This is a genomic window from Selenomonas sp. KH1T6 (assembly GCF_900108415.1).
Classification (GTDB): domain Bacteria; phylum Bacillota; class Negativicutes; order Selenomonadales; family Selenomonadaceae; genus Selenomonas_B; species Selenomonas_B ruminantium_A.
The window spans coordinates 94438-117645 of the sequence record NZ_FNWN01000004.1 but is presented as its reverse complement, the minus strand read 5'-3'; the positions used below and the strand labels follow the sequence as shown (position 1 = coordinate 117645).

General features: G+C 55.0%; 22 protein-coding genes. 19 read left to right on the top strand and 3 right to left on the bottom strand.

Features of this window, described 5'->3' with window-relative positions:
* The first annotated feature begins 94 nt into the window (after positions 1–94).
* The 9 genes from BLW59_RS04170 to BLW59_RS04130 all read left to right on the top strand — a co-directional run bounded on the left by BLW59_RS04170 (position 95) and on the right by BLW59_RS04130 (position 9303).
* Entirely contained in the window at positions 95–982 is an 888-nt protein-coding gene (locus tag BLW59_RS04170; RefSeq protein ID WP_029541138.1) for a branched-chain amino acid ABC transporter permease, read from the top strand.
* A 30-nt stretch (positions 983–1012) separates the two neighbouring features.
* Positions 1013–1987, top strand: a complete 975-nt coding sequence (locus BLW59_RS04165) for a branched-chain amino acid ABC transporter permease (RefSeq protein WP_029541137.1) — start codon at positions 1013–1015, stop codon at positions 1985–1987.
* Positions 1980–2768, top strand: a complete 789-nt coding sequence (locus BLW59_RS04160) for an ABC transporter ATP-binding protein (protein WP_074696456.1) — start codon at positions 1980–1982, stop codon at positions 2766–2768. The genes BLW59_RS04165 and BLW59_RS04160 overlap by 8 nt, the downstream gene beginning before the upstream one ends.
* A 185-nt stretch (positions 2769–2953) precedes the next feature.
* A complete protein-coding gene (locus BLW59_RS04155; RefSeq protein ID WP_074696454.1) occupies positions 2954–3685 on the top strand; it encodes an ABC transporter ATP-binding protein in 732 nt (243 codons plus the stop codon).
* Positions 3686–3760: 75 nt separating this feature from the next.
* A complete protein-coding gene (locus tag BLW59_RS04150; RefSeq protein ID WP_074696452.1) occupies positions 3761–4405 on the top strand; it encodes a CBS domain-containing protein in 645 nt (214 codons plus the stop codon).
* A 264-nt stretch (positions 4406–4669) separates the two neighbouring features.
* The gene (locus BLW59_RS04145) at positions 4670–5641 is read left to right on the top strand and encodes a TAXI family TRAP transporter solute-binding subunit (RefSeq protein ID WP_029541133.1); all 972 of its coding nucleotides are present in this window, start codon (positions 4670–4672) and stop codon (positions 5639–5641) included.
* Between the two features lie 13 nt (positions 5642–5654).
* Positions 5655–6161, top strand: a complete 507-nt coding sequence (locus BLW59_RS04140; protein ID WP_318258311.1) for a DUF1850 domain-containing protein — start codon at positions 5655–5657, stop codon at positions 6159–6161.
* 33 nt (positions 6162–6194) lie between these two features.
* Positions 6195–8162, top strand: coding sequence for a TRAP transporter permease (locus BLW59_RS04135; protein ID WP_081348373.1), 1968 nt, complete (start codon positions 6195–6197; stop codon positions 8160–8162).
* A gap of 175 nt (positions 8163–8337) precedes the next feature.
* Positions 8338–9303 (top strand): chemotaxis protein, encoded by a 966-nt coding sequence (locus BLW59_RS04130; RefSeq protein WP_074696450.1) that lies wholly within the window; start codon positions 8338–8340, stop codon positions 9301–9303.
* A 51-nt stretch (positions 9304–9354) separates the two neighbouring features.
* Here the strand turns inward: BLW59_RS04130 and clpX are convergent, their stop codons facing one another.
* Positions 9355–10647, bottom strand: a complete 1293-nt coding sequence (clpX, locus tag BLW59_RS04125; RefSeq protein WP_074696448.1) for an ATP-dependent Clp protease ATP-binding subunit ClpX — start codon at positions 10645–10647, stop codon at positions 9355–9357.
* Between the two features lie 263 nt (positions 10648–10910).
* On the opposite strand from clpX, the gene rpmE reads away from it, so the two are divergent.
* The 7 genes from rpmE (at position 10911) to alr (ending at position 17397) form a co-directional block, all read left to right on the top strand.
* The gene (gene rpmE, locus BLW59_RS04120; RefSeq protein ID WP_074696446.1) at positions 10911–11111 is read left to right on the top strand and encodes a 50S ribosomal protein L31; all 201 of its coding nucleotides are present in this window, start codon (positions 10911–10913) and stop codon (positions 11109–11111) included.
* Positions 11112–11377: 266 nt separating this feature from the next.
* Positions 11378–12334 (top strand): DUF1385 domain-containing protein, encoded by a 957-nt coding sequence (locus BLW59_RS04115; RefSeq protein WP_074696444.1) that lies wholly within the window; start codon positions 11378–11380, stop codon positions 12332–12334.
* 17 nt (positions 12335–12351) lie between these two features.
* Positions 12352–13419, top strand: coding sequence for a peptide chain release factor 1 (gene prfA / locus BLW59_RS04110; protein ID WP_074696576.1), 1068 nt, complete (start codon positions 12352–12354; stop codon positions 13417–13419).
* A 1-nt stretch (position 13420) separates the two neighbouring features.
* Positions 13421–14287, top strand: coding sequence for a peptide chain release factor N(5)-glutamine methyltransferase (prmC, locus tag BLW59_RS04105; RefSeq protein WP_074696442.1), 867 nt, complete (start codon positions 13421–13423; stop codon positions 14285–14287).
* 129 nt (positions 14288–14416) lie between these two features.
* Positions 14417–15472 carry an L-threonylcarbamoyladenylate synthase gene (locus BLW59_RS04100; protein ID WP_074696440.1) on the top strand — a complete coding sequence of 352 codons (1056 nt, stop codon included), beginning with the start codon at positions 14417–14419 and terminating at the stop codon, positions 15470–15472.
* 189 nt (positions 15473–15661) lie between these two features.
* On the top strand, positions 15662–16165 hold the full coding sequence (locus BLW59_RS04095; protein WP_074696438.1) for a Gx transporter family protein: 504 nt from the start codon (positions 15662–15664) through the stop codon (positions 16163–16165).
* 116 nt (positions 16166–16281) lie between these two features.
* Positions 16282–17397 carry an alanine racemase gene (gene alr, locus BLW59_RS04090; RefSeq protein ID WP_074696436.1) on the top strand — a complete coding sequence of 372 codons (1116 nt, stop codon included), beginning with the start codon at positions 16282–16284 and terminating at the stop codon, positions 17395–17397.
* Here the strand turns inward: alr and BLW59_RS04085 are convergent.
* A complete protein-coding gene (locus tag BLW59_RS04085; protein WP_074696434.1) occupies positions 17394–17915 on the bottom strand; it encodes a hypothetical protein in 522 nt (173 codons plus the stop codon). The genes alr and BLW59_RS04085 overlap by 4 nt on opposite strands.
* 378 nt (positions 17916–18293) lie before the next feature.
* On the opposite strand from BLW59_RS04085, the gene BLW59_RS04080 reads away from it, so the two are divergent.
* From BLW59_RS04080 to BLW59_RS04070, 3 genes are read left to right on the top strand one after another with little or no spacing between them, the layout of a single operon-like run.
* A complete protein-coding gene (locus BLW59_RS04080; protein ID WP_029541120.1) occupies positions 18294–20219 on the top strand; it encodes a sigma 54-interacting transcriptional regulator in 1926 nt (641 codons plus the stop codon).
* Positions 20220–20232: 13 nt separating this feature from the next.
* Entirely contained in the window at positions 20233–20883 is a 651-nt protein-coding gene (gene trmB, locus BLW59_RS04075; protein WP_074696432.1) for a tRNA (guanosine(46)-N7)-methyltransferase TrmB, read from the top strand.
* Between the two features lie 36 nt (positions 20884–20919).
* Positions 20920–22098 (top strand): FtsW/RodA/SpoVE family cell cycle protein, encoded by a 1179-nt coding sequence (locus tag BLW59_RS04070; RefSeq protein ID WP_074696430.1) that lies wholly within the window; start codon positions 20920–20922, stop codon positions 22096–22098.
* A 67-nt stretch (positions 22099–22165) separates the two neighbouring features.
* On the opposite strand, the gene BLW59_RS04065 is transcribed toward BLW59_RS04070, so the two are convergent.
* Entirely contained in the window at positions 22166–23116 is a 951-nt protein-coding gene (locus BLW59_RS04065; RefSeq protein ID WP_074696428.1) for an ADP-ribosylglycohydrolase family protein, read from the bottom strand.
* Positions 23117–23208 lie beyond the last annotated feature (92 nt).

The following is a 23208-nucleotide window of genomic DNA, read 5'->3' as shown; positions in this document are numbered from 1 at the left end:
ATAGCAAGGCAAAGGGGCCGCTGGTGGCGGCCCCTTTTATAGTATGACGGCTCTTTACCAAGGAATGGAAGGGAGCCGCATGGAGGTTTTTGTTATGGAAATGGGGCAGCAAGTCCTGCAGCAGCTGGTCAACGGCATTTCGCTGGGCAGCATCTATGCGCTGATAGCGCTGGGCTATACCATGATCTATGGTATCATCAAGCTCATCAACTTCGCCCACGGTGATATCTACATGGTGGGCGCCTATATCGGTTTCTTCGCTATTACCCAGGCAGGGCTCTCCATTGTGCCTGCCCTGCTGGTATCCCTGGTGACTACGGCTCTTTTGGGCATGCTGGTGGAAAAGCTGGCTTACAAGCCTCTCCGCCATGCTCCACGCCTGTCGGTGCTCATCACGGCCATTGGCGTGTCTTTCTTCCTGGAGTACGCCAGCATGTATTTTGTCTCTCCTACTCCTCGCACCTTCCCTGCGGTGATGGACAGCGTGGCCATCAATATCGGCGGACTGGTCATCAATGGCCAGCAGATGCTGATTCTGGGCATCACTTTCGTACTCATGGTGATACTCACCTATATCGTCAAATTCACCAATACGGGCAAGGCCATGCGGGCGGCTTCCTTTGATACGGAAACGGCCCAGCTCATGGGCATCAACTCCGACCGCATCATTTCCATCACCTTTGGCATCGGCTCCGCTCTGGCAGCGGTGGCTGGCGTATTGGTGGGCATCTATTACAACTCCATTGACCCGCTGATGGGCATCATGCCCGGCCTCAAGGCCTTCGTGGCAGCGGTGCTTGGAGGCATCGGCATCCTGCCTGGCGCGGTGGTGGGCGGCATTATCCTGGGAGTGGTGGAAGCCTTCGTTTCAGGCTTTATTTCCTCCACCTTCCGTGATGCGGCGGCTTTCGCCATCCTGATTATCGTGCTGCTGGTGCGTCCTACGGGCATCTTCGGCAAGAATACCAAGGAAAAGGTCTGAGGAGGTGGCAGCATGGATAAGTTCAAAGGCATGAAATACTTGAGAAAAAATGATGCTGTCCTCCTGGGCTTTGCCATTGTGCTCTTCGCCCTGCTGCAGGGGCTGATCTCCGGCAAGGTGCTGAGCTCCTTCTGGCAGCTCAATGTGCTGATCATCGGCATCAATATCATCATGGCGGTGAGCCTCAATCTCATCAACGGCTATACCGGGCAGTTCTCTCTGGGCCATGCCGGCTTCATGGCGGTGGGTGCCTATGTGGGTGTGGTGCTCACTACCAATTTCCACGCTCCTTTCGTGGTGGCCCTGCTGGCAGGTGGCCTGGCGGCGGCTTTCCTGGGGTTCCTCATTGGCATACCTACTCTGCGCCTGAACGGCGACTATCTGGCTATCGCCACTCTGGGCTTGGGGGAAATCATCCGCATTGTCATCATGAATATCGAGTATGTGGGGGGCGCTGCAGGCTTCAAGGGCATTCCTCATCATACGAATTTCGCCTGGGTCTTCTGGCTCACGGTGATTGCCCTGTTCTTCATCAAGAACTTTGTCAACTCCACCCATGGCCGGGCCTGCCTGGCTATCCGCGAAAACGAGATTGCGGCTGAGTCCATGGGCATCAACACCACCAAGTACAAGGTGCTGGCTTTCTCCATCGGCGCGGGCTTTGCAGGCATCGCCGGGGGACTTTTCGCCCACTGCTTCTACCTCATCAGCCCCAATTCCTTCACCTTCATGGCTTCCTTCAACTACCTCATCATGGTGGTCATGGGGGGCATGGGCTCCATTACGGGCAGCATTGCCGGGGCTTTCGTGGTGACTTTCCTGTCGGCGGCTCTGGCCAGCTGGCCTGAGTTCCGCATGATCATCTATGCCCTGGCTTTGATTTTCCTCATGTTCTACCGTCCCCAGGGCCTGTTTGGCTACATGGAGATCACCAGCATGCGGCCTTTGAACAGGATTTTCGGACGGCCCAAGGAAAAGCAGGAAGGAGGCAGGACAGATGGCTGAGGAAAAGAAGGAGAGCAAGGTCCTGCTGGAGGCCAAGGATGTGTCCGAGGTTTTCGGAGGACTGAAAGCAGTTTCTGATTTCAATTTCTATATCAACAAGGGAGAGCTGGTGGGGCTGATAGGTCCCAATGGCGCAGGCAAGACCACGGCTTTCAACCTCTTTACGGGAGTATATCAGCCTACTACGGGTGAGATTACCTTCGGGGGCAAGAGCATTGTGGGCTTGAAGCCCTATCAGATCACCCAGCGGGGCATTGCCCGCACCTTCCAGAATATCCGCCTTTTCTCTGAGCTGACGGTGCTGGACAACGTGAAGATCGCCTTCCACGACCATGTGAAGTACAGCGTGGTGGAAGCTGTGCTGCGCATGGGTCGCTATTATAAGGAAGAAGACCGCATTGAGGAAGAGGCCCTGAAGCTCCTGGATATTTTCCATCTGAAGGACAAGGCGGGGGAATTGGCCAAGAACCTGCCCTATGGCGCCCAGCGGAGATTGGAAATCGCCCGGGCCCTGGCGGCAGGGCCGAAGCTCCTGCTGCTGGATGAGCCGGCAGCAGGCATGAATCCCCAGGAGACCCAGGAACTCATGGAAATGATCCGCTGGATTCGCAAAAAGTTCGGCTTGACGGTGCTCCTCATCGAGCATGACATGAATCTGGTCATGGGCATCTGCGAGCGCATCTATGTATTGGAATATGGCATGGTCATTGCCAGCGGCACCCCGGAAGAAGTGCAGAAGAATCCGGAGGTTATTAGGGCTTACTTAGGTGGGGAGGGCTGACATGCCAGTGGCATGTCAGCGGACAGGCCGGATGCCTGCCCCGGATGTTACATAGAGATAAGGGCAAGCCGGATGCTTGCCGGAGGGCTGACATGCCAGTGGCATGTCAGCGGACAGGCGGGATGCCTGTCCCGGATGTTACGTAGAGATGAGGGCAAGCCGGATGCTTGCCGGAGGGTCAATATATGACTAATACAAACACAAACCAACCATTGCTAAAAGTAGACAACCTACATGTGTACTACGGGGCCATCCATGCCATCAAGGGCATCAGCCTGGAGGTGAACCAGGGGGAGATCGTGACCCTGATTGGGGCCAACGGGGCAGGCAAGTCTACTACCCTGCGCACCATTTCGGGCCTGCTGAAGCCCAAGGAGGGCACGATTGCCTTTGAGGGCCAGCCCATCGGCGGCGTGCCTGCCCATGAAATCGTGAAGAGGGGCATTTCCCAGGTGCCGGAGGGCCGCCGCATCTTTGCGGATATGACGGTAATGGAGAATCTTGACTTGGGGGCTTTCACCCGCAGCGACAAGGACGGCATCAAGGCAGACCTCAAGACAGTCTTTGAGCGCTTCCCCCGTCTGGAGGAACGCAAGGAGCAGCTGGCAGGGACCCTCTCCGGCGGCGAGCAGCAGATGCTGGCCATGGGCAGGGCGCTCATGAGCCGCCCGCGGCTCCTGCTGCTGGATGAGCCTTCCATGGGACTGGCACCCCTCCTGATACGTGAGATTTTCTCCATTATCGTGGATATAAACAAGACGGGCACCACGGTGCTGCTGGTGGAGCAGAATGCGAATATGGCGCTGTCCATCGCCCATAGAGCTTATGTGCTGGAGACTGGGCGCATCACTCTCTCTGGTGATGCCAAGGAACTGGCAGCCAGTGAAGAGGTGCGCAAGGCATATCTTGGTGGTTGATTAAGTATACATAAAAGACATTGAAGGATTCTGTCCTTCTATGGCGAATAGACCAAGCAGAGGGGGTTGATATTGATGTTTGTGTCCAAACGAATGGCGCAGAATCCGGTGACTATTGCGCCGGAGGATTCTATAGATGCGGCAATGACCGCCATGCGGAAAGGAAAATTCCGCCGCCTGCCGGTGGTGGAGGAAGGACGGCTGGTGAGCTTCATCAGCGACCGCGACCTCATGAGGGTGGCACCCAGTCCGGCTACGACCCTTTCCAAATACGAGGAAAAATCCCTGCTGGCCAAGCTGAAGGTGAAGGATATCATGCCCAACAAGGTCATCTCCATCTCCGATGAGGCCACCATCGAGGAGGCAGCTCTCCTCATGGAGCAGAACAGGATTGGCGGCCTGCCGGTCATCTCCAGCGTAGGCGTGGTAGTGGGGGTCATCACGGAGACAGATATCTTCAAGACCTTCATCGACGTCATGGGCCTGGCCAAGGGCAAGACCCGCCTCACGGTAGAGGTGGAGGACAAGGTAGGCGTGGTCTATGAGCTGGCCAGCATCTTCAAGGATGCGGGGCTGTCCATAGACAGCCTGGTGACCTGCAAGCAGCCAGATGGGAAGTACGAGATTGTCATCCGTGGCAATATTCCCGATGCAGAGGACATCAAGTCAAAAATCGTGGCACAGGGCTACAAGGTCATCCATTCAGTCAAGATTGGCTGAAGTATACAATAGTATACAAGGGTATACAAAAGGATAGAGCAGGAGATATTCTCCTTTCAGCAAGGCCGCTGGATCAGTTTGCATTAGTGTGGGCAGTTCAGCGGCCTTTTTTGGATAATTATGCAGGCGGGGAAAGAGTTGACTGTATACAGTATTACATTTTTCTCCTTCCAGCTAGTCTTGAACATGTATAGTAGCTATGATATACTGTTATACATGTTGAGATAAAGATAAATGGGATGTATGTATAAGGAGGTTATCAAGATGAAGTTTGCGTCATTGAAGAAGATGCTGGCTGCCGGCATGGTGGCGGTCATGGCTGCGGTGGCTTTCACAGGCTGTGGCGGTGATGGCGAGAAGGCTGTCCAGAAGCAGTTTCTGAACATCGGCACCGGCGGCACCGCAGGTACTTATTACCCCCTGGGCGGTGCCATGGCTGAGATCCTCAACAAGGCTATCCCGGGCATGAATGCAAGTGCCCAGAGCACCGGCGCCAGCGTGGCTAATATCAATATGCTGAAGGATGGCTCTGTGGATTTGGCTATCGTTCAGAACGATATTACCTACTATGCTGTCAACGGCACAGAAATGTTCAAGGACAAGAAGGTGGAGGGCCTTCAGGGCATCGCTATCCTCTATCCTGAGACCTGCCAGGCTGTGACCCTTGATTCCAGCGGCATCAAAGACCTCTCCCAGATCAAGGGCAAGAGGGTTGCCGTTGGTGCAGCTGGTTCCGGCGTTGAGGCCAATGCCCGTCAGATCATGGAAGCCTACGGCGTCACTTATGATGACATCCAGGTGCAGTACCTCTCCTTCAGCGAGGCCGCCAGCGCCCTGAAGGATGGCAACATCGATGTGGCTTTCCTGACTGCAGGCTATCCCACTGCAGCCGTGCAGGATATCGCTTCCCAGAACAAGGTCCGCCTGCTGCCGGTATCTGCTGACAAGGCTGACGCTTTGATCGCCAAGTATCCCTTCTATACCAAGACTGTCATCCCTGCCGGCACCTATGCAGGTTTTGATGAAGATGTGGCTGCTGTTTCCGTCATGGCTATGCTGGTGGCAAATGAGAAGGTCAGCGAGCAGCTGGGTTATGATGTTGCCAAGAGCCTCTTTACCAACCTTGACCGTCTCCAGGCAGCTCATGCTGTAGGCAAGCAGATTGCCAAGGACAAGGCTATGAGCGGCATGCCTCTCAAGATGAATGCCGGTGCCGAGAAGTTCTTCAAGGAATGATGAGTGGAAGTTTGTGCTTAGTGAACTTACGGGTCTGAAGCTGCGACTCTGGCCGTGCCTGGTGCTGGGGCTATCCATCATAGCCCTGGCACAGGTGCTCCTGACGCCGTGCCTGACGCTGTCGGCGGAGGGACGGCGTCTTGCTATGTATGAGGCTGGTGGAGCGGAGCTGACCATAGACTTTATCCATTCTGTGCAAAAGACTCCGGTGGAGGAAAGGCTGAGGGTTTCCCTTGGGGGCCAAGAGCTTGAGCTGGTGGAAACCCGCTACCATTCCTTCGGGGTGGGGCTGCCCTTTTTGGAGTCGGAAGGCGAATTCCGGCAGGAGGGCAATGATTTCGTCATCACAGGGATGGACAGGCATTTCCCGGAGCTGGCCCTGCGCACGGGAGTGGGCACGGAGCTTACTGTGACGGTGAGCCGCGCAGGATATGCAAAGCGGTTTGAATTTTATAAGGAATACTCTCCTGGTACGTTGATAGAAGTTGAGTTGTTGCCCTTATATAAGATTTTCTTCTGAATATGAAACTACACAAGGAAAGTGGTGCGTGATATGAAAGACAAAGAGAAAAAGGGGACGCCGGCTGAGATGCTGACCGAAGCAGACAAGGCCGAAGCTATCCTCAAGAAATACGATATGGAATCTGACAAGATGGAATACACAGGCTTCATGGCGAAGTTCGTGACTGCTTTGGCTATTGCTTTCTCCGTCTTCCAGCTCTATACGGCTACCTTTGGAGTGCTGGATGCCCAGCTTCAGAGGGCGGTGCATTTGGGCTTTGGCCTTTCGCTGGTGTATCTGCTTTATCCCACCAGAAAAAGCTGGTCCCGGCACAAGCTGCATCCTTTTGATCTCTTGCTGGCCATCTTGGGGGCGGCGGCACCTGCCTACATCGTCATCGAGTACCAGTCTCTGGTACTGAGGGCGGGCCTCACTTCCGGTCTGGACTTATACATAGGCCTCTTGGGCTTGCTGCTGGTTATTGAGGCGGCCCGCCGGGTGGTTGGTATCCCCATGGTCTGCGTGGTACTGGCTTTTCTGGCTTATGCCTTTCTGGGACCTTACATGCCCGGGGTACTGGCTCATCGCGGCCTGACTGTTTCCCAGCTGGTGGGGCATCTCTTTTACACTACTGAGGGTATCTTCGGTATTCCTCTGGGGGTGTCCTCCACCTTTATCTTCCTCTTTATCCTTTTTGGCGCTTATCTTGAGTCCACTGGGCTGGGCAAATTCTTCATTGACCTGGCCAACTCCATTGCAGGCTGGGCCAGCGGCGGTCCTGCCAAGGTGGCAGTGCTTTCCTCCGGCCTCATGGGCACCGTGTCCGGCAGCTCTGTGGCCAACGTGGTGGGCACGGGTTCTCTCACTATTCCCATGATGAAGAAGCTGGGCTACCACAAGAACTTTGCCGGGGCGGTGGAGGCGGCGGCTTCCACTGGCGGGCAGCTCATGCCTCCGGTCATGGGTGCTGCGGCTTTTCTCATGGCTGAGTTCGTGGGGGTTCCTTACATCGATATCGTGAAGGCGGCCATTATCCCTGCTTTCCTCTATTTCGTAGGCGTATGGCTGGGAGTGCATTTCGAGGCCAAGCGCACTAACCTGAAGGGCATTCCCCGTGATCAGCTGCCCAAGATCTGGACTATCCTGCGTGACAGGGGCCATTTGGCACTTCCCCTCATTATAATTGTCTATCTGCTGGTTTCCGGCTATACTCCCATGCGCGCAGCTCTGGTGGCCATTGTGCTGGCTATCCTCTGCTCTGCCCTGCGCAAGAGTACCCGTATGAAGCCCATGCAGGTGGTGGAAGGCCTGGAGAACGGTGCCAAGAATGTGTTGGGTGTACTGGTGGCCTGCGCTGCTGCCGGCATCATCATCGGCGTGGTGACCAAGACCGGCGTGGGTCTGAAGCTGGCTTCCGGCCTTATCGAGCTTTCCGGCGGCCTCTTGCTGCCCACCATGTTCTTCACTATGATTACCGCCATCCTTTTGGGCATGGGCGTGCCCACCACGGCTAACTACGTCATCACTTCCACCATTGCGGCTCCCGCTCTGGTGCAGATGGGAGTGCCGGTACTGGCAGCCCACATGTTCGTGTTCTACTTCGGCATCATCGCTGACGTGACCCCGCCAGTGGCTCTGGCAGCTTATGCAGGTTCCGGCATCAGCGGCGGCAATCCTCTGTGGACCGGCGTCAACGCTTCGAAGCTGGCTATTGCAGCCTTTATCATTCCTTACATGTTTGTGCTGTCGCCCACGCTGCTGATGATGGACGCTACGGCAGGCGGGCTTATTGTCACCACCGTCACCGCCCTTATCGGCATGGTGTCCCTGTCCTCTGCCCTGATTGGCTTCCTGGCAGCTGCCTGCCGTGGTTGGGAGCGCATCGTGCTGATCGTGGGAGGCCTCCTGATGATCAGCCCGGGCCTGGTGACTGACCTCATCGGTGCGGCTATGTTTGCCGCTGTTCTCACCCTGCAGCTGCGCCGCAGCAAGGATGCAGATGGTGCTCTGGCAGATTGAATCATGAATTGATGAAATTTTTGTCTCCCTAGAAGGATTTTAATGTCAGAGGGCGAATATTCTTGATAAAAGTATTCGAGTGTCATTTAAGGTCCTGTAGCAGGCAGTCTTGATATTGGCTGTGAGCTTACCGTAGGATATTATCATGTGATTCATAAATATGGGGGCGAATTTGATGGCAGGAGTAGCAGAGACTAGCGGCGACAAGAAAGGAATCCTCCTGGAGACGGGAACCAATGAATTCGAGATTGTCGAGTTCAGCATTGGCAAGGTCAACTATGGCATCAATGTGGCCAAGGTACGCGAGGTCATCACTAGGGTGCCAGTTACATCTATGCCGCAGGCCCATCCCTATGTGGACGGCTTGTTCACGTTGCGCGGCAAGGCCATTCCTCTGGTCAACCTGCCCCGCTGCCTGAACATCCAGACTACTGATGAGCCGCGCAACATCATCGTGACGGAAATCAACAACTATAGCATTGGTTTCCTGGTGGGCAATGTGTCCCGTATCCACCGCATTTCCTGGAAGGAAATGGAGCCTGCACCTGAAGTGGGCGATCAGTCCCGGGTAGTGGGCATCATCAAGATGAGCGACCGCATCGTGCTGCTCCTTGACTTTGAGACCATCATTGCGGAAATCAATCCTGAGATCAACCAGAAGCTGACCACTTTTGAGGAAGCCACGGAGGATATCAAGACCCGTCGTTCCAACGTCCATGTGGTGGTGGCAGAGGACTCTGCCATGTTGCGTGACCTGTTGGTCACTACCCTGCACGATTCCGGCTATCGCTTTGTGCGTGACTTCGGCAATGGCCAGGATGCCTGGGATTATCTGCAGGCTCTTTCCAAGAAGGGTGGCAAGATTGAAGATCATGTGGCTATCATCGTCTCCGACGTTGAGATGCCCAAGATGGACGGCCATCGCCTGCTTAAGCTGGTGCGTGATGATGAACGCTTGAAGGATGTTCCGCTGGTGCTCTTCTCCTCGCTGATCAGCGAAGAGATGAGGCGTAAGGGCGAGGAGTTGGGGGCTTCCGGCCAGATTTCCAAGCCAGAGATCAACCAGCTGATCGGGCTTTTGGATAACCTTGTCTTTGGTGAACCCCTCCGGGAAGGAGACAAGGAAGCGGCAGCTATGTGACGAGCAAAAAAAAATGGAGACTTGCCTCTTGGGGCAAGCCTCCATTTTTCTTTATGCAGTTACAGGCTTTACCTCCGGCTGTGCGCCTTCGGTGATGCATTTTTCCGTGATGACCACTTCGCGCTTCTCGTCGGAGCGGGGAATGTCGAACATGACATCTAGCATGGTATCTTCGATGATGCCCTTCAGGGAGCGGGCGCCGGTCTTGCGCTCGATGGCCTTCTTGGCTACGGCCCGCAGGGCGTCTTCCTCGAATCTGAGGGTTACCCCATCCATGGCCAGCAGTTTTTCGTACTGCCTCACAGGTGCGTTCTTGGGCTCTGTGAGGATGCGCAGCAGGGCGTCTTCGTCCAGGGTCTCCAGGGTGCAGATAACCGGCAGGCGGCCGATGATCTCCGGGATGATGCCGTATTCCATGAGGTCTTCCGGGCGCACCTGATGGATAAGCTCGTCAAACTTGGGCTGGTCTGCCTCGCCCTTCACTTCGGCGCCGAAGCCGATGGAGCCGGATTCGCTCTTTTTCAGCCGCTTGTTGATGACCTTGTCGATGCCCACGAAGGCGCCGCCTACGATGAAGAGGATATTCTTGGTATCCACCTTGATGGTGGGGGCTTCCGGATGCTTGCGCTGGCCCCGGGCGGTGAATTCCACCACGCTGCCTTCCAGCATCTTCAGCAAGGCCTGCTGGACACCTTCATGGCCAGGGTCGGCGGTGATGGAGTTGTTGGCGCCGGACTTTCTGGCAATCTTGTCGAATTCGTCCAGATAGATGATACCGTGCTCAGCTTTCTCGATATCCTTGTCAGCTGCATAGTAGAGGTTGCGTACAGCCACTTCCACGTCGGCCCCTACGAAGCCTGCCTCAGTGAGGCTGGAGGCATCGGTGACGGCGAAGGGAATGTCCAGGAGCTTGGACAGGTGGGAGAGGAGAGCGGTCTTGCCACAGCCGGAGGGGCCCAGCATGATGACGTTGGACTTCTCGATTTCCGTCTCTTCTTCCTGATAGCCGTACTTCATGCGCTTGTAGTGGTTGTAGACAGCCACGGACAGCACCTTTTTGGCCTTGTCTTGGTTGATGATGTACTCGTCCAGATATTCCTTGATCTTATGGGGCTTGTTCTTGTTCAGGATATCCGTGAGCTGCTCAGAGAAATCATGGTGCTCTGCCTCAGCGGTGGCCATGTCGTGCTCGTCCAGGAAATGATTGATGTCGCGTACGCAGCTTTTGCAGATGGCAAAGCCGGTACCGGGGTCGTAAATGGGCATATCGTACTGGTCATGCACCGTCACCACCCGTTTGCACATGCTGCAGCGTACCTGGGGGGCGGAAGTTTTTTCTGCCATATATAAAACCATCCTTTCAATAGTTGTGGGACTCTGTCGTAGTGTAATAATTATCCTCTATATAAGAAAAATTTTCAAGGAGATTTTTTCTTCACCCTTGCATGGCTAAATGTCCTGTGCTATACTATTTGGGTAATGGACGCAGGGCGTCTGTTTCCAAGACATTCTTGTCTAGCTTTCCCGTAGGGCAGCTAGGTATAACCAAGCCGGCACGAGCGGGCTTGTATCCATCCCAGTTCCTGGGGAAAGTGAGGTGTATAGATATGAAACAGGGTATTCATCCGGAGTTCTTCGAGGCTACTGTGACCTGCGGTTGCGGCAACACCTTCAAGACCGGTTCCACGAAGCAGGATCTGCGCATTGACGTTTGCTCCAAGTGCCATCCTTTCTTCACTGGCCGTCAGCGTGACGTCCAGGCAGGTGGCCGTATCGAGAAGTTCAACAAGCGCTATCAGAAGAACTGATTCGATCAGTAATCCAGAAGCAGAGCCTTCCTGTATGGAAGTCTCTGCTTTTTTACTGTAGAACTCCGTGAATCAAGTCCGATAGGACGCAGATGAATGGTAAGTTCTACGTACCCAAGGGGCACTTACTGAATGCAAGCCCTAAGGCGTAGCATGAAGTTAGTGCACTACTGGGCTGTATTTAGATTAGGTATCAGCCTGTATTCAGATAGATTTGCTAGAATAAGCCCCGTTATGCAAGTTTTGATTATGAAGGGTGATTTTCTATGAGTGATAGATTGACAGTAGGCGGCCAGGCGGTCATTGAAGGCGTCATGATGCGCGGCCCCGGGGTGACGGCTACGGCTGTGCGCACCCCTGAGGGGAAAATCGAGGTGGAGAAGAAAGACGTGAACTCCATTGCCGACAGGTTCCCCATTCTCAAAAAGCCTTTCCTGAGAGGTACTGTGGCTCTCATTGAGTCCCTGGTCATCGGCATTCGCTCCCTGTCTTACTCTGCCAAGATGGCAGGGGAGGAGGATGAGCAGCTTTCTGACAAGGAAATGGCGGGCACCATCATCTTTGCTTTGGTGCTGGCGTCTATCCTGTTTATTGCCATTCCCACGGGCGCAGCCAAACTTTTCCACTTCATCACTGAGGACCCGGTGTTCTTGAACCTGATGGAAGGCTTCCTGCGGCTGATTATCTTCCTGCTCTATATCTGGGGGATTTCCCGCATGAAGGATATACGCCGGGTGTTCCAGTACCATGGGGCAGAGCACAAGACCATCCATTGCTATGAGGCGGGAATGCCTCTCACGGTGGAGAATGTGCAGGGGTTCTCCCGGCTCCATCCCCGCTGTGGCACCAATTTTCTTTTGATAGTCATGCTGGTGTCCATTTTCGTCTTTGCTTTCCTGGGGTGGCCGGACCTGGTGAGCCGCATTGCCAGCCGCATCCTGCTGCTGCCGGTGGTGGCGGGGATTTCCTATGAGATTATCCGCCTGGCGGGGCGCAGCAAGAATGCCATCATCCAGACTGCCATCATGCCGGGGCTTTGGCTCCAGTATCTCACCACCCGTCCTCCAGAGGACGAGATGGTGGAAGTGGCCATTGAGTCTCTGAAGGCAGTGCTGCCAGAAGAAGAAATAGTGGAAGGCTCGGGGAATTATCTGGCCCAAGTCACTGAGGAGAACGGTTCAGAGGAGAATTCTGTGGCCGCAGCAGCTCCCCTGGCTGAGTGATATATGAGGTGAATCAAGTGCTTGCCAAATTACAAGCAGTAGAAGATAAATATCTGGAACTGGAATCCCTGATCAGCGACCCTGACACCATGCAGGACATGGCGAAGTGGCAGGGTTACTCCAAGGAGCACGCCCAGCTGACCCCCATTGTAGAGGCTTACCGTGAGTACAAGAAGGTAAGCGAGGGACTGGCTGAGGACAAGGAAATGCTGGGTGAGGAAAATGACCCGGAGATGAAGCATTTGCTGGAGGCAGAGATTGCGGAGTACAGCCAGCGGAAAGAGGAACTGGAGCAGGAACTGCCCATTCTTCTCTTGCCCAAGGACCCCAATGATGACAAGAACGTCATTGTGGAAATCCGGGGCGGCGTAGGAGGAGAGGAGGCAGCTCTCTTTGCCGGCGACCTCTTCCGCATGTATGGCCGTTATGCAGAGAAGCAGGGCTGGCGTACGGAAATCCTGGACAGCAATGCCACGGAAATCGGCGGCTTCAAGGAAATCTCCTTTATGGTTACTGGTCAGGGTGCCTATAGCAAGCTGAAATATGAGAGCGGCACCCACCGTGTGCAGCGGGTGCCTGTGACTGAATCCGGGGGACGCATCCATACCTCTGCGGTGACGGTGGCAGTGCTGCCGGAGGCCGAAGAGGTGGAAGTGGATATCGACCAGAACGACCTGCGCATCGATACCTACTGCGCTTCCGGGGCCGGCGGCCAGTATGTCAACAGGACCGAAACGGCCATCCGCATCACCCATTTGCCCACGGGCATCGTGGTGCAGTGCCAGGATGAGAAGTCCCAGCTGAAGAACAAGGAAAAGGCCATGAAGGTTTTGAGGGCCCGCATACTTGATGCAGCCCGTCAGGAGCAGGCAGATGCGGTGGCAGCTGACCGCAAGAGCCAGGTGGGCTCCGGCGACCGCAGCGAGCGCATCCGCACCTATAACTTCCCTCAGGGGAGGGTGACAGACCATCGCATCGGCCTTACCCTGCATCGCATTGATGCCATCCTGGACGGGGACCTGGACGAGCTTTTGAATGGCCTGATTACGGCAGACCAGGCGGAGCGCCTGAAGCAGGTGAAGTGATATGGGAGATAATAATGATATATGGACCATAGGGCGCATCCTGAAGTGGACTGAGCAGTACTTCGGCACGAAGGGCGTGGAATCTCCCCGCCTGGATGCCGAGGTACTGCTTTCCCATGTGCTGAAGAAGGAGAGGATTTTTCTTTACGTCCACTTCGACCAGCCCTTGGAAGCAGAGGAACTGGCGGCTTACAAGGCTCTGATCAAGCAGCGGGTGGAACATGTGCCGGTGGCGTATCTGCTGGGGCAGAAGGAGTTTATGGGGCTGGACTTCAAGGTGACCCCAGCCACCCTTATTCCTCGTCCCGATACGGAAATCCTGGTGCAGGCGGCAGTGGAAAGACTGCGGGGCAGGGAGAATTGCTCTTTTGCAGATATTGGCACCGGCAGCGGTGCCATCTGCCTGTCGGTGCTGAGTTTTGTGCCGGGAAGCCATGCCGTCACCGTGGATATTTCCTCGGAGGCACGGGCTGTGGCGGAAGAAAATGCCGCCAGCCTGGGACTGGCTGACAGGATTGAGTTCTTTACCGGGGATTTGCTGGAGCCTGTCAAGGATAGGAAGTTTACGGCGATTCTTTCCAACCCGCCGTATATTCCGGAGAAGGATATTGAGGGATTGCAGGCGGAGGTTCGCTGCAAGGAGCCTTATGGGGCGCTGTCTGGTGGCGAGGATGGGCTGAATTTTTATCGGAGGCTTTGCGCAGAGGCTCCGAACCTTCTTGAGGAAGACGGATTTATGGCTTTTGAGGTTGGCATCGGGCAGGCGGCCGTTGTTGCGAAACTGGCCGAGGAGAATCCGCTTATTAAAAGGACGGAGATTCTTAAAGATTTGGCTGGCATAGAACGTGTAGTTATTGCTTATATTTAAGTTTCGGCTGTTCATTTTCTTTGGCGCAAAGAAAACGAACCAAAAGAAAACGCGGCCTTGCCTTTCATCCATGAAAGCCAACGGCCGCGGGACGCCCATCCATGGGCTGAAGTTTGAGGAGTCTTGATTGTGCAGACTGAAGTTATTCGGATTGATGATGTTAGGGTGCAGAGTAAAGTCTTGAAGAGGGCGGGAGAGATTCTGCGCTCTGGTGGACTTGTTGCGTTTCCAACGGAAACAGTTTATGGGCTGGGGGCCAATGGTTTTGATGGGGAGGCTTGCAAGGGGATTTATCTGGCTAAGGGACGGCCTTCGGATAATCCTTTGATCCTTCATGTGGCCAATCGTGCCATGATTGGGGAGATTGCGGCTGAGATCACGCCTTTGGCGGAGAAGCTGCTGGCGGCTTTTTGCCCTGGCCCTATTACCCTTATCTTGAAGCGCAAGGATATTGTGCCTGATGAGATTACCGGGGGGCTGGATACAGTGGGCATCCGCATGCCGGAAAATGATGTGGCCCGGGCCATGATCAAGGCGGCAGGGGTGCCGGTGGCGGCGCCTTCGGCCAATCTTTCCGGCCGTCCCAGCCCCACCACTGCTGAGGCAGTGCTGAATGATTTGGAGGGGCGGGTGCCCCTGATACTGGACGGCGGCCCTTGCGAGTTCGGGGTGGAGTCAACCATTGTGGACTGCACGGGTGATATTGCCGTTATCCTGCGTCCCGGCGCTATCACGGAGGAAATGCTGGAGGAAGTGGCAGGCAGGGTCATGATTGACCCTGCTTTGGTGGGCAAGGATGCCATCCCCAAGGCCCCGGGCATGAAGTACAAGCACTACGCTCCCAAGGCACCTCTGACGTTAGTTGAAGGTGCGCCAGAAAAAGTAGCAGGTGCGATGGAAAAGGAACTTCTTGCCCGCAGAAAACAAGGAGAGATAGTAGGCGTACTGGCCAGTGAGGAAGTGCTGGAAGAACTGGGCAGCCTCCTGCCCGATGATTTAGGCTATTGTTACGGCGCACAGGGAGACCTCCCCGCCATTGCTGCCAGCCTTTATGAAGGTCTGCGGTACTTTGATGATACCGAGGCGGAGAGTTTATTGGCGGAAGGAACGACTTCCGAAGGCTTGGGGTTAGCAATAATGAACAGGCTTCGGAAGGCCAGCGGCTTTACTAGCATCAGAGTGTAAGTTTTTTAGAAAGGGTTACTGAATAGCAGATCATACCTCCACCGCTTGCGGGGGAGGGGGACCGGCGAAGCCGGTGGAAGGGGGCTTCGAAGCCGCTTATCACCTCCTAGTCCCCCTTCCGTCAGCCTTCGGCTGCCACCTTCCCCGCAAGCGGGGCAGGCGGGGGGGGCAAACAAGGGAGGCAAGGATATGCAAGGAACTTTTCGCTTAGTATACATTTCCCTTCTCCTCTCCCTCTCCTTAACCCTCTTTCTCTTCGAAGGCATGATTCCTATGCCCTTCCTGGCTCCCGGTGCCAAGCTGGGCCTGGCCAATATTATCACGGTCATTGCCCTTTACACCTTGCCCTGGCGGGATGCAATGTTGATATTGATATTGCGCATAGCCATAGGCTCCCTGCTGGGAGGAGGCCCTACGGTCATGGCTTACAGCCTGGCAGGAGGCCTCGTGAGCTTCGGCGGCATGCTGGCCCTGAAGCTCACAGGCAGGTTTTCCGTCATCGGCGTGAGTATGGCAGGCGGCTTCCTGCACAATCTGGGACAGCTGGCCATAGCCGCCTGGGCGGTGGAGAGCACAGGAGTGCTCTATTATTTTCCCATTTTGGGCATTTGCGGCATGGTGACAGGAGCGGTGATAGGCTTGTTAGCCTCTGGAATCGTGCCCCGACTGGCATTTCTGCCGGAGGCGAAGTAAAGAACTGTTATTTTTTCCGAGAGAAAGGGCAGATATTCCACTGGAAAATCTGCCCTTTTTGCGGTATGCTTTAACTTGGTTATTATTTTGGAACGTGGGATAAAGGAGCGTTTGTCATGCGTAATCGTGCCACTTGGGCAGAAATAAATCTGAATGCGTTGGAACATAATTACAGGGCCATCAAGTCCTGCATCAAGGGAGATGCCAGGCTCTGCGCTGTGGTGAAGGCTGATGCCTATGGGCATGGGGCCTTGGAGGCTGCCAAGGCAGCTCTCTCTGAGGGGGCGGAGTACCTGGCGGTGGCTACTATTTCCGAGGGCATTGAGCTGCGTGAGGCGGGCATTACAACGCCAATCTTGCTATTGGGTCTTATTTTGCCAGAGGAAGCGGAACTGGTGGTGGAGTATGACATTACCCAGGCAGTCTGCGAACTGCCTTTGGCCCGGGCGCTTTCGGATGCGGCGGTGAAGCAGGGCAAGACGGCCAAGGTCCATTTGAAGGTGGAGACGGGCATGGGGCGCATCGGTGCCCGTCCGGAGGAAATGGCTGCTTTGGCCGCGGCTGTGAGTGAACTGCCCAATCTGGAGATTGAGGGCATGTTCTCCCACTTTGCCACAGCGGATTGTGAGGACAAGACTTTTGCTCAAGAGCAGCTGAGGCGTTTCCTGGCGGCCTGCGAGGCGGTGAAGGCCGTGGGCGTGGAACTGAAAATCCGCCACATTGCTGAGTCTGCCGCCATTCTGGAAATGCCCGAGGCACATCTGGATATGGTGCGGGCCGGGGTTATCCAGTATGGCATGTGGCCCTCTGAGGAAGTCACCCACCCTGTGGAACTGAAACCTGTGATGAAGCTCTGTGCCCAGATTGTCTTCCTGAAGAAGATGCACCCGGGAGAGACTATCGGATATGGCAGGACCTGGGAAGCTAAAAGGGAAAGTCTCGTTGCCACTCTGCCCCTGGGTTATGCGGATGGCTATATCCGCGCCTACGGCAAGGGCGGTGCCAAGGTCCTTATCAATGGAAAGCTTGCTCCCGTAGCAGGGCGGGTCTGCATGGACCAGGTGATGGTGGACGTGACGGATATCCCCGATGTCAAAGAAGGGGACGTGGCCGTGCTTTTCGGTGCGCCGGAGCTGACGGTGGACGATGCTGCCCGGGTTCTGGACACAATAAATTACGAGGTAACCTGCCTTGTTTCGCCCAGGGTACCTCGCGTATATGTGCGGTATTAACTTTTTTCAATAAGCTGGGCCTTCCAGTACTCCAGGTCAGGCTCGTTGAGGGGCAGGTCGATGGTCTGCCCGTTGTCATAGTAGAAGCGGAAACGGACAGTTTCCGCTTTTTTGATGGCTGGCAAGCTGGAGCGGGGCATTTCCACAAAGAGCTTGTTTTCGTACTGGTAGGGATGCTCGGCGTTGACGGCGGAAGTTTCCGGGTCCTGGGCCTCCTCCCGCTCCTGGGGGGAAATCTGCTTCACAGCAGCATTCATTTCCCAGGCGTCTCCATCGGTGTAGAGCACTGCCTGGGGCAGGAGTTTTGCTCCGTCATAGCGGAAATCCCAGATGGATAGCACCGCCCCTTCCAGTTTGCCTGTTTCTGTGAAGGAACTCTGGAAGTCGATGCGGCAGTAGGCAGACAGGCTTTCTGCCGTGCGATGGTCGATGTGGTAGGTATAGGAGAGGCCAAAGATGCCGGCCATGATGCAGATGATGCCAAGGATGAAGATGAAGTTCTTGCAAAGATTGCGCATGTGTTCTGCTCCTCAAGTAAGATTAGTCTGTATAAGTGCTTGATAATTACTTACAATATTATAACCTAAATAAGAGAATTGCTCAAATTTGCAGGAGATTATTGACAGAATTTCTACGTCATTACTGTAAACCCCTAACGAATATAGGCAGCATAACGTGTTATTGCTGGTAATATAAGACAAATTTGTGAATTTACTCCATCGTATGTAAAGTTTTTGTAAACTTTTTCCTAAAAGCCGTTGCAGTAGAGGGCTTGTATTGGTAAAATAGGTTTACAATAAAGTTCCTGTGTTTGAAGAATGTGTTAAGGAAGGGAAATTTCCAACACAGGAGTAAGGCCTTGGTGGGATAGGCTCGAAGAATTTAGGAGGAAGAAAATGATCAGAGAGCATCGCAGTAGATCCAAGCTCGAGGCTTATTATCAGAATTACACGGAAAACGGGGTACTGGACCCCAATGTGCATCCCTGGGTGGCGGCTTCCTGGCAGCGTAGTCAGGAACGGGGCGTGAAGCAGGACAAGCTGGATATTTCCCACCGCCTGGACCCGGAGAAATTCCATGAGCTGCAGCAGAGCCACAGCACAGCCATCAGTTATCTGGGACATCTCAGCGAGGGCATCAAGGAGTTCTTCCAGGAGTACAATCTGAGCCTCCTGCTGGTAGATGCGGACTGCGTGGTGTTGAAGAGTTATTCCCTGCCCTTCTATCAGATGACCCCGGGAGAAATCGAGGGCGTGCGGGTAGGCGAGGCTGAGGTGGGTACTTCCTCTATCAGCGTGGCTTACGAGATGAAGGCTCCCTTCTGGATGTTCGGCCCGGAGATGTGGGTGAAGGAATGCCAGCTGGGTGATGCCTGCTCTGCACCTGTCTTCGTCAACGGCGAGTTCCGCTACATCGTGACCCTGGTGTCCATGGAGCCGGTGCCCATGCCCCAGGATGCAGTTATTTCCCTGCTTTTCACTATGCGTACTGCCCTTGAGCAGCATCTTGAAGCCGAGCTGCGCATTACGGCGGAAGAAGCTATTCTGGATGCAGCTCCCTTTGCTGTGTACCATGTGCTGCCCGGCGGCGAGGTGGCTTATGCCAATGAGCTGGGCAACAAGCGCCTCAAGGGCATTGGTGCCAAGCATGAGAGCCTGCATGGCAGCCTGCACACCTCCAACCTCAACGACGTGATCCTGAACTACCAGCACACCCCAGTTTCCAAGGGCTTCCGGGGGGTGCCTTCCTACAACAAGGAAGTGACCTGGATTACGCCCTCCAAGACCTACGAGGACATTACCACGGTAGTGCCCCTGGAGAGGGATGAGGACCAGATGGTCCAGAGCGTGGTGGTCATTTCCATGCCCATCGAAGACCTGCGGGTGCTGGTGGCCCACGCAGCAGGCTACACTGCCAAGTACAGCATCAATTCCATGGTAGGCGAGGGCACCACCTTTGCTGCTGTGCGCTCCAAAGCCGAGCGGGTGGCCCGCAACAAGAACCACGTGCTGATCCAGGGCGAATCCGGCACGGGCAAGCAGCGCATGGCCCACGGCATCCACCAGTCCAGCAACAGGGCTGCCGGGCCGCTCATCACCCTGCGCTGCGGGGATACCACGCCAGAGCTTCTGGAGCAGGAACTCTTCGGCGTGAGCCGGGGCAGCGAGGTGAGCCATCAGGGCCGTTTGGAGCTGGCTTCCGGCGGCACCCTGTTCCTGGATGAAATCGAGAAGATGCCCAAGAACATAGCCCGCAAGCTGGCAGAGGCTCTGTCCAGCGGCAAGGCCGCCCGGGTGGGAGATACGGTGGTGCGCAATATCGACGTGCGCATCATTGCCGCCTGCGACAGTGACCTCAAGCGCCTGTCCGAGCGTGGGCTTTTCGATGAGAAGCTCTACGAGATCGTGTCCAAGAGCGTCATCCGCGTGCCGGCCCTCAGGAACCGTCGTGAGGATATCCCCAAGCTGGCTGTGCACATCATTGCAGAGTTGGCGGAGCAGCATCAGCTGCCTGTGAAGAAAATCCTGCCGGAGACAGAGGCCAAGCTCTGCCAGTATGAGTGGCCCGGCAATATCAAGCAGCTTCAGAGCGTGCTGGAGTATGCTTTCTTCAACACTCCCGGTGACACTATCCGGGAGCAGGATATTTCCCTCATGGGAGATGTGAAGCCGGACAACAAGTGGAAAGAGGATAAAGAGGTCTTCGTCAAGGCATGGAAAGCCGCCGGCGGTAATGTGAGCCGGCTTGCGAACCTTTTGGACGTAAGCCGCGTGACCCTCTACCGTTACTTGAAGAAATACGGTTTGGAAACCAAGAGATAAGAGGAGCGAGAAAGTGCGTTTAAGAAGAAAGCCTTGGGTAGACGAGGCCATACATAATTTCGACAGCTTTGTGTTCAGCAAGGATCTGGAAATCGGAGAAGAGAAGAAAGGCCAGTGGGCAGAAATCTTCGGTCGCCAGGCCCCCCTTCACGTGGAGCTGGGTACGGGCAAGGGTGACTTCATCAGCCAGCTGGCTGAAAAGAATCCTGACATCAATTACATCGGCATCGAGATGCAGCAGGATGTGCTCTATTCCGCCGCCAAGAAGATTGCGGCCTTGGAGCTTAAAAACGTCCGCCTGCTGGTCTTTGATATCAACAAGATACAGGATATCTTCGCCCCCGGGGAGGTTGACCGCTTCTACATCAATTTTTGCGACCCCTGGCCCAAGAAGCGCCATGCCAAGCGCCGCCTCACTCATGTGGGCTTCCTGGAGAAGTATCGTGGGCTCCTCAAACAGGGGGGAGAGATTCACTTCAAGACCGACAACAGGCCTCTCTTTGACTTCTCTCTGGAGCAGTTCGAGGAAGCAAAGCTCACAGTGCGGGATGTGTCTTTTGACCTTCATGCGGAGAACCGTCCGGACAATATCATGACGGAGTACGAGCGCAAGTTCAGCGGCTTTGGGGAGAAAATAAACCGCTGTGAGGTTATTTTCCCTTGACGCCTACAGGGCGCCTTGATTGAGGAGGCTTTAGCAATGCGTATCCGCAAGACTCTGTGGACCAATGACGCAGAGCCTGTGATTGTTATCATGGTCTTGCTGCTGGTGCTGGGAACGCTGAATGTGTTCAGCTCCAGTTTTGTCATGGCCACCATAGATTATGAAAATCCATATTACTTTTTGACCAAACACCTGATCATGCTGGTGGTGGGGTTGGCAGCCTTTGTCTTCTGCCGCAAGTGCAACTATATGCGCTGGCGCTACCTAATGCCGGGCATGGTGGCCTTTATAATGATAGCTTTGGTGGCGGTGCTCATTGTGGGCACCGAGGTCAACGGTGCACGCCGCTGGCTCTATGCCGGAGGCGTGGGCTTCCAGCCTGCGGAGTTTGCCAAGCTGATTTCCCTCCTGCTGATGGCGGCTTATCTGTCCTCCAGATTGAAAGCAGGCAAGGCGCCAAGTGTGCTGAATCTGCAGGCGGGGATAATCCTCCTGATGGCTGCGCTGACGGAGCTGGAGCCTGATATGGGCACGGCCCTCATCATAATTGGCGTACCTTTCCTCATGCTGATAGTGGCAGGGGTGCCCATGAGCCAGCTCGTGCCCCTGGGGGGCATTGGCGTGGCGGGGGCCATTGGCCTGATTTTCCTGCAGCCCTACCGGCTGGAGCGCATCAAGGTCATGTTCGACCCTTGGGCAGATGCCCAGGGCAAGGGCTACCAGACAGTGCAATCCCTGTCCACCATCGGCTCCGGAGGTTTCTGGGGTATGGGGCTGGGCTCCGGGGTCAGCAAGTACGACTACCTGCCGGAAGCTCACACGGACTTTGCCTTCGCCATCTTCTGCCAGGAGCATGGTTTCCTGGGGGCTATGCTGATTTTCTTCTTGTTGGCAGTATTGCTCTTGTATTGCATACGCATTGCCAATAAAGCCAATGATGAATTTGGCCAGATGCTGGCCCTGGGCATCATGTTGCTGATCATGGGACAGGGCATTGCCAACGTGGCCATGGTAGGCGGCCTCCTGCCCGTGGTAGGCGTGCCCCTGCCTTTCATCAGCTATGGCGGTTCCTCCCTGATAGTCACCATGTGTGCCATGGGGATACTGCTGAATGTCTGTGACCACAGCAAAGATAATAAGGAAGAACAGTCGGAATCTCCGCCCAGGGAACGAAAGAAAATAGAGAGCAAGCCTGAGCTTCATTTAGTGAAGTAAGGCAAAAATGTGGGGACTGCCAGATTAGGCAGTCCCCATTTTGCTGTACGTGCAAGTGATGTAATTTTTAACGGAGGAAATCAAGGCATAAGTTATCGATATAATCACATTTGGCAAGTGTGCTTTTCCATTCAGCAGGGATGGAATCCCTGCCGTAGGCCAGCCCGGCAAGACCTCCTGCAATGGCAGCTATCGTGTCCGTGTCATTGCCAAGGTTGACAGCTTTCAGCACGCAGCTGGCGTAGTCCTTGCTGTTGAGCAGGCACCAAATGACCGCTTCCAGGGTATGTACTACATAGCCGCTGCTTTGGATGGCGGCTTCGGGGAGGGCGGCAAAAGCGTCCAATTCCCAAAGGCGTCCATAGGTGGAGAGTTCTGAGCTGAAGGCAGCAGACTTTTCATAAAATGCACGGGCGGAGGCAAGCCCTTCGCTGATGGCAGAGGCAAGAGAGCGTCCTTCCAGCAGGTTCAGGGCAATGAGAGTATAGATGCCGCAGGCCATCTGGCTACGGGGATGAGCGTGGGTGAGGCAGGAGAGCTTATGGGCAGCGTCTAGTATGTCACTGACTGAGGTCAACTGCTGCCGGTGCAGATAAAGGGCCAGAGGTGCAATGCGCATCAGTGAGCCGTTGCCGTTGTCCTGTTCGCCCCTGCCGCCGCACTCAAGGGGAGGCGTGCCCTGTTCGTAGCGTGCTATGGCCTCCTGGGTAGCTATGCCCACATCGAAGACAACGCCTGTGGCGGTAAATTCTGCCTGATGCAGCCAGCGGGTGAAGTTTTCCATGATGTCCAAGTAGTCGATGGCTTTGCGCCTGCTCAGGCTTCCCAGCAGGCAGAGGGTCATGCTGGTATCGTCCGACCAGGTGCCTGGCGGCTGATAGTGGGTGCCGTAGCCGCGCATTCTCAGGACAGGATCCTGGGAAAGTTCTTCCCGCGATTGGAATTCCACGGGGACTCCCAAGGCATCACCTATGGCACCGCCTGTTATCATGGCTCGGATGGCATTGAAGTCTGTCATGTAAATCCTCCTCCTTGGAAAAAGTATACCATAGACGGCAGCAAGACCTCAAACTTGTAGCGAAGCATATATCCTTTATGCTAAAATGAAGG